At 54.9% G+C, this 8787-nt stretch carries 9 protein-coding genes and 1 pseudogene; 7 read left to right on the top strand and 3 right to left on the bottom strand.

Going from position 1 to position 8787, the window contains the following annotated elements; genetic code table 11:
- Window positions 1-258 (top strand): annotated as a pseudogene (locus tag B3Z49_RS04605) (TSUP family transporter); the annotation flags it as partial.
- A gap of 69 nt (window positions 259-327) precedes the next feature.
- Window positions 328-894 (top strand): IMPACT family protein, encoded by a 567-nt coding sequence (locus tag B3Z49_RS04600; RefSeq protein WP_296988510.1) that lies wholly within the window; start codon window positions 328-330, stop codon window positions 892-894.
- Between the two features lie 6 nt (window positions 895-900).
- On the opposite strand, the gene B3Z49_RS04595 is transcribed toward B3Z49_RS04600, so the two are convergent.
- The gene (locus B3Z49_RS04595) at window positions 901-1938 is read right to left on the bottom strand and encodes a LacI family DNA-binding transcriptional regulator (protein WP_296988509.1); all 1038 of its coding nucleotides are present in this window, start codon (window positions 1936-1938) and stop codon (window positions 901-903) included.
- A gap of 182 nt (window positions 1939-2120) precedes the next feature.
- Here B3Z49_RS04595 and B3Z49_RS04590 point away from each other — a divergent pair, with 182 nt between their 5' ends.
- The 4 genes from B3Z49_RS04590 to B3Z49_RS04575 all read left to right on the top strand — a co-directional run bounded on the left by B3Z49_RS04590 (window position 2121) and on the right by B3Z49_RS04575 (window position 5897).
- Entirely contained in the window at window positions 2121-2708 is a 588-nt protein-coding gene (locus B3Z49_RS04590; RefSeq protein ID WP_296988508.1) for a gluconokinase, read from the top strand.
- A gap of 21 nt (window positions 2709-2729) precedes the next feature.
- Window positions 2730-3758 (top strand): TRAP transporter substrate-binding protein, encoded by a 1029-nt coding sequence (locus tag B3Z49_RS04585; RefSeq protein ID WP_008891579.1) that lies wholly within the window; start codon window positions 2730-2732, stop codon window positions 3756-3758.
- 155 nt (window positions 3759-3913) lie between these two features.
- A complete protein-coding gene (locus B3Z49_RS04580; RefSeq protein ID WP_064788924.1) occupies window positions 3914-4516 on the top strand; it encodes a TRAP transporter small permease subunit in 603 nt (200 codons plus the stop codon).
- A 73-nt stretch (window positions 4517-4589) separates the two neighbouring features.
- Window positions 4590-5897: a TRAP transporter large permease gene (locus B3Z49_RS04575; protein WP_008891577.1), complete on the top strand. Its 1308-nt coding sequence runs from the start codon at window positions 4590-4592 to the stop codon at window positions 5895-5897.
- Between the two features lie 52 nt (window positions 5898-5949).
- Here the strand turns inward: B3Z49_RS04575 and B3Z49_RS04570 are convergent, their stop codons facing one another.
- Window positions 5950-6966, bottom strand: a complete 1017-nt coding sequence (locus B3Z49_RS04570; RefSeq protein ID WP_296988505.1) for a 1-aminocyclopropane-1-carboxylate deaminase — start codon at window positions 6964-6966, stop codon at window positions 5950-5952.
- 159 nt (window positions 6967-7125) lie between these two features.
- Here B3Z49_RS04570 and B3Z49_RS04565 point away from each other — a divergent pair, with 159 nt between their 5' ends.
- A complete protein-coding gene (locus tag B3Z49_RS04565; protein ID WP_296988504.1) occupies window positions 7126-7590 on the top strand; it encodes an Lrp/AsnC family transcriptional regulator in 465 nt (154 codons plus the stop codon).
- 87 nt (window positions 7591-7677) lie between these two features.
- Here the strand turns inward: B3Z49_RS04565 and gorA are convergent.
- Window positions 7678-8787: glutathione-disulfide reductase (gene gorA, locus B3Z49_RS04560; protein ID WP_296988503.1), on the bottom strand; the 1110-nt coding region annotated here is incomplete at its 5' end.

The raw sequence follows: 8787 nt of genomic DNA, 5'->3' as shown, positions 1-8787 counted from the left end.
CCCAAACGCTTCCTGACGGCCATCAATATCTCGTTCAGTCTTTCAAGCATCGTCATGGCACTTGGCCTTGCGCGATTGGGGCTGATGACGATTGAAACGCTGTGGATATCGCTGGCCGGGTTGGTGCCGGTTTATTTGGGCACCAAGCTGGGCACGCGGGTACGTGACCGGATGGATGCGGAAACCTTCCGCAAGGTTGTTTTGATCATGCTGATCATTTTTGGCGTCATTCTGGTTGGAAAACTGTTTGCGTCCTAACGGTCGAACGCCAGTGCGGGTCGGAGATGTCATCTGGCACAACCCGGGCATTTCTGATAGCACATCGCCATGAACACCATCGCCCGCCCTGCCTTTGCCGAAACCGAAGAAAAGAAATCCCGCTTTCTGGCCGAACTCGTTTTTCACGATGATCTGGCCAAGCGGATTGATGAATTGCGCAGCCTTCACCCCAAGGCCAATCATCATGTGAACGCCTATCGCTATCTTAATGACGAAGGCCAGCTGATTGAACATGGCAAGGATGACGGGGAGCCGTCAGGCACATCGGGCATTCCGTGCCTTAAGGTCCTTCAGGGACGGGATCTGATCAATGTTGCGGTGATTGTGACGCGCTATTTCGGCGGCACGAAGCTTGGCACCGGCGGGTTGGTGCGCGCCTATAGCGGGGCGGCCAATGCGGTTTGCGATGTTGCCGAAATCATCGAATACATCCCGCAGGGCGAGGCAGAACTATTTGCCGGATTTTCCGATGCCGGAACGCTGGAGCAAGCCTGCGCAGAGGACGGCATCACCATTCTTGATCGTCAGTTCGATACCGACGGAACGCGCATCAAAATCACCGGACCACGTGAACGCCTGGCAGAGCTTGGCGTTCAGTTTCCAATGCCTGAGTGAGAGTTATTAGCGCGCCTTTGACTTCGGGCGCATGGTGCTTTCACGGCACTGAAGTTCGAAACCAAGATCGATGATTTTCTGTTCCGGGGCTTCGCCGTCCAGCACGCTCTTGATCATTTGCACGGCCCGCTTGCCGATCTGGTAACGGTCGGTTCGGATGGACGTCAGTGACGGATAGCTTGCCGCCATCATTTCAAGATCGTTAAAGCCGATGATCCCCATTTCATCGGGGACCGAGATACCCGCCTTTTGACAGCCAAACAGCGCGCCAAGCGCCATGTCATCATTGTTGCAGAATACGGCATCAAGGTCAGGACGGCGTTTGCGCAACTGTTCGATCAAATGCCCGCCAAGCGAAACACTTGAAGAATCGGTCGTCGTCATCATCAGGTCCGGGTCATATCGCCCGCCTGATCGCAAGGCCTCCTTGAAACCTTCCATACGGCGGTGCGAGCGCGGGTCCATGCGTGCGCCGAGAAAACCGATGCGTTTGTAACCCTTTTGCACCAGATGTACCCCGGCGGCCCGCCCGCCTTCAAAATGCGAAAACCCGACCATCATGTCGATCGGGTCATCACTGATATCCATGACCTGAACCACCGGACATTCGGCATTTTCAAGAAGTTCGCGGGTTGCGTCGGTCTGATCAACCCCGGCCACAATCATGGCTGACGGGCCCTGGCCAAGGAAGGTACGCACAAGGCGTTCCTCGTCCTTGGCGACATAGCGCGAGTTGCCAAGCTGCACCTGAAACGGTCCCTGATAGAGCTCGTCATAAATGGCACGCAGCGTGTCGGCGAACACGTTGTTGGTCAGCGAGGGAACAATCACACCGATCACATTTGATCGGGTCGAGGCCAGCGCGCTGGCATGCGAATGGGGCACATAATTAAGCTTGCGCACCGCGTCGTTGATTTTTCGTCGCAGGTGATCAGACACCTTTGACGGATCGCGCAACGCGCGTGAGACCGTAATGGTGCTGACGCCAGCCCGTTCGGCAACATCGGATATTGTTGGCCGTCCGGCCCCTTTGCGCTTCCTCATAACCTTACATTTATTACGTCTTTTCCAAACCGACAAGCACCTTGTGACGGTAAAGCAAACACCGGAAATTCGGCTGTTGACTCAATGTTAGCGCTAACATTATGTTAGCGCTAACATTATAACACAACAGGGCAGTCCAAGAGTAAAACCCGCCCTGAAAATCAGTGAGTGCATCGAATTCAATGAACCGGCAAACGCAGTATGTCGTTGTCATGGGTGTGAGCGGATCGGGCAAGACCGAGGTCGCGCGTCGTCTGGCAAGCATGACAGATACCATGTATCTGGACGCCGACGATCACCATCCAAGCACGAATGTCGAACACATGCGTCGTGGTCTTCCGCTCAATGACGACATGCGTTGGCCCTGGCTTGATGCGGTCGCAGAAGCGGCCCGCACGCAGGCAGGTTCAGTTGCCAGTTCAGAGGGAAGCGCAAAGTCCGGTCAGGCCATTTTCATCGCCTGTTCTGCGCTTAAACGTCGCTATCGCGACGTGTTGCGCACGCACCTCGACCCGATCACCTTTGTTTTTCTGGATGGCACGCGCGAAGTGATCCAGACCCGGCTTGAACGCCGCGTCGGTCATTTCATGCCATCCGCACTTTTAGACAGCCAGTTTACAGCTCTCGAGCCGCCGGGGCCGGACGAGAATTGCGTGACTGTCTTTATCGATGCCCCGCTTGAAACTGTTGTTGCCACGGTCCTTGACCGACTGGCGGAGCGTGAAGACGGCAGTTTTTCCTTTGTCAAAGAGAATACTGCCGGAAAATAAGGCATTTTAGGGAGAAGACGAATGACCAAGACTCTTAAATCGCTTGCAGGTGCAGGCTTTATCGCAACCCTGATTGCAACGGCGCCGTTTGCCGCCAATGCACAGGAATTTACCCTCAAGATGCAGTCGAGCGATGCTGCTGGCGTGCCTAACTTTGAGCTGGAACAGGAATGGGCCGAACGTGTCGGCGTCATGACCGGTGGCCGTGTTTCCGTGGAAATGCTGCCTGTTAACTCGATTGTCGAACATGCCGAAACCCAGGACGCAATTGCCGCAGGCATTCTTGACGGTCACATCACCGACACCAGCTATTTCACCGGTAAAGATCCGGCATTCGGCCTGATCGCCAACCCGGTTGGCGCATGGTCAGCACCGTCCGAAATGCTGCGCTTTGTTGAATATGGCGGCGGCAAGGAACTGATGAACAGCCTTCTGAACCCGCGTGGTTTGCAGTTCGTCGGTGCCGTTACCCCGGGCCTGGAAGCATTTGTTTCCTCTGTCCCGCTTGATGGCGTTGCCGATCTTAAAGGCCTGAAAATGCGTGCCCCGGAAGGCATGGTTCAGCAGGTCTTCGCAGCAGCCGGCGCATCGCCGGTGAACATCCCGCAGTCCGAAGTATTCACCTCGCTTGATAAAAAAGTGATCGATGCTGCGGATGCGACCGTGTTCTCGACCAACCAGGCCATGGGTCTGCATGATGTTGCAAAACATCCGGTCTATCCGGGCTTCCACTCCATGCCGATGCTTGAAGTCTCGATCAACAAAACCAAGTGGGATTCCATGCCGGCTGATATCCAGGCGATCCTTGAAATGTCGGTCCGTGATCTGGCCCATGACATGGATGCACGTCTGGCGATGAAAGACATGGAAGCTGTTGCCAAGGCCCGTTCGGAAGGTGGCGTCACCATCCACAACTGGTCGGCTGAAGAGCGTGCGAAATTCCGTCAGATTGCCACCAGCCAGTGGGAAAAAGTCGCGGCACGTTCCGAAGATGCACAGCGTGTATACGACACCCTTGTAGACTACCTTAAGTCACAGGGTATGATCTAAGACAGAACAGCTTTTTCGCCGGCAGCAACGCACCGTGTTGCTGCCGGCAAACTGCTGGGATACAATCCGGCTGGTTCCGTGATCCGAGACGTATCGGGACTGAAGGCCTCCCTCCTTGCCGGATTGTATTTCCTGTTGATGCAAGGAACGCAGAAATGTCTGACACCCCGCAACACTCACCGTTGCCCGAACTTCCCGAACTTGAAGAAAGCACCGATCAGGCAACTGAGGTGTCCGGTCTTTTGGGCCAGATGATTACGAAGGTTTCCAGCGTGTTCGCCATTGGATTTCTGCTTTCCATGGCGACGTTGATTTATGAGATCGTGGCTCGTCACGTTTTTGGCAGCCCGACCTTGTGGGCGCATGAAACCACGACCTTTATCTGTGCCGTCGGCTTTGTGTTTGGCGGCCTTTATTGCGCCGCGCGCGACAAGCATATTCGTGTTGTCCTGCTTTATGACATTGCCGGACCGAAAATGCGCAAGACGCTTGATATCTGTATTTCGCTGGTCTGCATGATCGCATCGGGCTTCTTTGCCTGGGCCGCCTGGCTGATGGTCGAACGTGCCGTCTTTACGCCCACTGGTGACATCCACCTTGAAACGACCGGCAGTGCGTTCAATGCGCCTTATCCGGGCGTGCTTAAGGTATTTTTGTTGGTGGTCCTGATTGTATTGATGGTTCAGTTCCTGGTTCAGGCCTTCAATTATGCCCGCAAGGCACCAATCATGCCTGCATCCCACACTTCGACCGAATAATCTGCGCCTCGTGCCCAATCAATTGATGCGTCTCCGCACGGCCATGCCAAGCAGCGCAACAGGATACATTTAAATGTTTGATTTACAGTCCCTTGGCATCGAATTCGGCACACTTGCCATGTTTGTCATGCTGCTTGGTTTCCTTGTGACCGGCATGCCGTTGGCATTTGTCACGCTGTTGATTGCCTTGATCTTTACCCTTGGCTGGTTTGGCCCGATGGCGGTGCCGCTGATCACAAGCCGGGTCTATTCATTCGTTTCATCCTTTGTTTTCGTCTCGGTGCCGATGTTTGTCCTGATGGCGGCGATCCTTGACCGATCCGGTATTGCGCGCGACCTGTTTGATGCCATGCGCCTGTTTGGCGGACGCCTTAAAGGCGGCGTTGCGGTTCAGACGATCTTTGTTGCTGTGATCCTGGCTGCCATGAGCGGCATCATCGGTGGCGAAATTGTTCTGCTCGGCCTGATCGCCCTGCCCCAGATGCTGCGTCAGGGCTATGACAAAAACCTCGCCATCGGGGTTGTCTGTGCCGGTGGCTCACTGGGCACCATGGTGCCGCCTTCGATTGTTTTGATCATTTATGGCCTGACCGCGAACGTATCGATTGGAGATCTGTTCACCTCGGCCTTTTTGCCGGGCTTCATGCTGGCGGGCTTCTATGTCGCCTATGTGCTGTTCCGCTCTTACACCGGCAACAACATCGCCCCGCCGCCGCAGACCGAAAAAATCCCCCGCGAAGAAAAGATCCGCCTGCTCAAGGGCCTTTTCCTGCCCATTCTGGTCGTGTTCTGCGTTCTGGGGTCGATCTATGGTGGCATCGCATCCGTGACCGAGGCTTCGGCCGTCGGTGTGGCCGGTGTGATCGCCTCGACTGTTCTGCGGCGTGAATTTTCGCTTCCGATGCTTAAGGCGGCAGCACTTCAAACGCTTTCGACCTGCGGCATGATTGTCTGGATCGGCATCGGCGCATCTGCCCTTGTCGGGGTATTCAACCTGATGGGCGGGATCAAGTTTGTCTCAACCCTGATCACCGGCATTTCCGATGATCCGACAATCATCATCCTGTTCATGATGCTGATCCTGTTCGTGCTGGGCATGTTCCTTGACTGGGTCGGCATTGCGCTTCTGACCATGCCGATCTTTGTGCCGATCGTAAAAGAGCTCGGCTATGACCCAGTCTGGTTTGGCGTGCTGTTTGCGATGAACATGCAGGTAAGCTTCCTGTCCCCGCCATTCGGGCCTGCGGCCTTTTACCTGAAATCGGTTGCGCCACCCGACATATCGCTTGGCGATATCTTCAAGTCGCTTCTGCCGTTTATCTGCCTTCAGATTTTGGCCGTCGCACTTCTGATCATCTTCCCGGGCCTTGCCGGGGGCTAAAAACGAAGGGCGGAGCCAGTTGGCTCCGCCCTTTTTGCATTTCCCACGCCCGTTAGCCGTTGCGATAGATATAGCTGTATGCATTGATCGCAGGCACGCCACCAAGATGGGCATAAAGGACTTTCGATCCCTTGGGGAAGTATCCCTTGCGCACCAGATCAATCATGCCCTGCATCGATTTCCCCTCATAAACCGGATCAGTCATCATGCCTTCGAGGCGTCCACAAAGACGGATGGCTTCGTTGGTTTCCTCAGACGGCACACCATAGAGTGGATAGGCGTAATCTTCGATCAGGGTGATATCCCGGTCCGAAATGCCGCCTTCCAGCTCCACCAGATTGGCAGTGTTCTCTGCAATCGCAAGCACCTGTGCACGGGTCTGATCCGGTGTTGCCGACGCATCAATACCGACCACCTTGTCAGCCCGACCATCTGCGGCAAAGCCGACTGCCATCCCGGCATGGGTTGAGCCGGTCACGGTACAGACGACGACATAATCAAACTTGAAGCCAAGTTCGGCTTCCTGCGCGCGAACTTCCTCGGCAAAGCCAACAAAGCCAAGACCGCCATATTTATGAACCGATGCCCCGGCAGGAATGGCATAGGGCACACCACCCTTGGCCTTTACGTCCTCAAGGGCAGCTTCCCAGCTTTCGCGAATACCGATGTCAAATCCTTCATCGACCAGTTCGATCTGCGCACCCATCACCCGGCTCATCAGGATGTTGCCCACACGGTCATAGACCGCATCATTGAATGGCACCCAGCTTTCCTGCACCAACCGGCATTTCATCCCGATCTTGGCGGCAATCGCTGCGACCTGCCGGGTATGGTTGGATTGCACGCCACCGATGGTCACCAGCGTATCGGCCCCGGATTTGATCGCATCGGGAATGATATATTCCATCTTGCGGACCTTGTTCCCGCCGAAGGCCAAACCGGAATTGCAGTCTTCGCGCTTGGCGTAAAGTTCAACATCGCCACCAAGATGGGCGGACAGGCGCGGTAAAGACTCAATCGGGGTCGGGCCAAAGGTCAGCGGATATTTTTCGAACTTATGCAAATTCATCGGACACTCCTGAAAACTGATTGAAACCGTCTTCAGGCTAGCGCGACACGTTTGAAAGGTGCTCTCGTAGTTCGGATTGATTTTCCCGGCTCAGACCATCACACTTTGATCAAATCACCATTTATTCCATTAATTGGTAAATTTACGGAAGGTTCTTTCATGCATTTTGAGCCTGATAAGATCGACTTCAAGATTTTGCGCCTGTTGCAGCAAGATGGCCGCATGGGCAATGCCGAAATTGCCAAACAGGTCAATGTAAGTGCTGCCACCTGCCACCGTCGGACACAAAAGCTGATTGAGGAAGGCTATGTCAAAAGCATCCGTGCTCAGATCGCGCCGGAAAAAGTCGACCGCGGTGCCCTGGTGATTGTCGGCGTGGTGCTTGATCGCTCAACACCCGAAAGCTTCGCCGAGTTCGAGGCAAACTGTCGCACCATGCCCTTCATTCTCGATTGTCACCTCGTGGCGGGCGATTTCGACTATTTCCTGAAAATCCGGGTGCGCGATATGGCCGACTTCAACCGTCTGCACGGTGATCAACTGATCGCCCTGCCCGGTGTGCGCCAAACCCGTACTTTCTTTGTCATGAAGGAAGTGGTCGATAACGCGCCACTGCCGTTCTGACGGCATTTGCCAAAACATATGACAAAGGCGATATCCAACAGATATCGCCTTTGTTTTAGGGTCTTTTTTTTGCACGCAGCGCAGCAGTTAACTTACCGGCGAACGCATGGTGACGAATTCTTCCGCCGCAGAAGGGTGAACAGCAACAGTCTGATCGAACTGGGCCTTGGTTGCGCCCATGCGGACCGCAATGCCGATGCCCTGAATGATTTCAGCCGCATCCGGGCCGACCATATGAGCCCCAAGCACCACATCGGTGGTTTTATCAACCACCAGCTTCATCAGCGTTCTTTCATCACGCCCCGACAGGGTGTGGCGCATCGGCTTGAAGGTCGATTTATAAATTTCGATGTCCTTGCCCTTGTCGCGCGCTTCTTCCTCGGAAAGCCCGACGGTGCCAACCGGTGGCTGGCTGAAAACAGCAGTCGGGATGGCCTGATAGGACATCGACCAAGGCTTGCCGCCATAAACCGTATCAGCGAATGACATACCTTCCTTGATCGCAACCGGGGTCAGTTGCACGTGATCGCGGACATCGCCAACGGCATAGATGTTTGGAACGCTGGTCTGCAAACCGGCATTGGTTTTGATCGCCCCGCGGTCGTTCAATTCCACCCCGGCCTGCTCAAGGCCCAGACCATGGGTTTTCGGTTCACGCCCCGTGGCAAACATGATGGCATCGACTTCCTGATGCCCACCACCGGTCAGTGTCAGGCTGAGAGAGCCGTCATCATTCTTTTCAATCGCTGTGACATTGGTCTCCAGACGCAGATCGATGCCCTTTTTGACGATTTCGGCGGCCAGATGGTTGCGGATATCGTTATCAAAGCCACGCAGGATCTGATCGCCGCGATAGAACTGGGTCACCTTTGCGCCAAGTCCGGCAAAGATACCGGCAAATTCAACGGCAATGTAACCGCCGCCAACAACGGCGATGCGTTCGGGCAGGTCTTCAAGGTGGAAGGCCTGATTGGATGAAATGGCATGTTCGATACCCGGAATGTCAGGCATCACCGGCGTCCCACCGACAGCAATCAGAATGCGTTCGGCGGTCACCGTCTTGTCGCCGACCTCAAGGGTGTGGGCATCTTTCAGGACCGCACGGCTTTCAAACAGCTCGACATTCGATCCCTTCAGAAGGCTTTTATAGATGCCATTGAGACGATTGATCTCGGTATCCTTGTTTTCGATCAGGGT

It is taken from the genome of Thalassospira sp. UBA1131 (genome assembly GCF_002311515.1).
GTDB lineage: Bacteria > Pseudomonadota > Alphaproteobacteria > Rhodospirillales > Thalassospiraceae > Thalassospira.
This window is presented reverse-complemented; position numbering and strand designations above follow the sequence as displayed.

Excerpts from the sequence above, each read along its gene's own strand:
- B3Z49_RS04585 (WP_008891579.1), top strand. The coding sequence starts at position 2,730 with ATGACCAAGACTCTTAAATCGCTTGCAGGTGCAGGCTTTATCGCAACC.
- B3Z49_RS04575 (WP_008891577.1), top strand. The coding sequence starts at position 4,590 with ATGTTTGATTTACAGTCCCTTGGCATCGAATTCGGCACACTTGCCATG.
- B3Z49_RS04570 (WP_296988505.1), bottom strand. The coding sequence starts at position 6,966 with ATGAATTTGCATAAGTTCGAAAAATATCCGCTGACCTTTGGCCCGACC.
- B3Z49_RS04590 (WP_296988508.1), top strand. The coding sequence starts at position 2,121 with ATGAACCGGCAAACGCAGTATGTCGTTGTCATGGGTGTGAGCGGATCG.
- B3Z49_RS04565 (WP_296988504.1), top strand. The coding sequence starts at position 7,126 with ATGCATTTTGAGCCTGATAAGATCGACTTCAAGATTTTGCGCCTGTTG.
- B3Z49_RS04580 (WP_064788924.1), top strand. The coding sequence starts at position 3,914 with ATGTCTGACACCCCGCAACACTCACCGTTGCCCGAACTTCCCGAACTT.
- B3Z49_RS04600 (WP_296988510.1), top strand. The coding sequence starts at position 328 with ATGAACACCATCGCCCGCCCTGCCTTTGCCGAAACCGAAGAAAAGAAA.
- B3Z49_RS04595 (WP_296988509.1), bottom strand. The coding sequence starts at position 1,938 with ATGAGGAAGCGCAAAGGGGCCGGACGGCCAACAATATCCGATGTTGCC.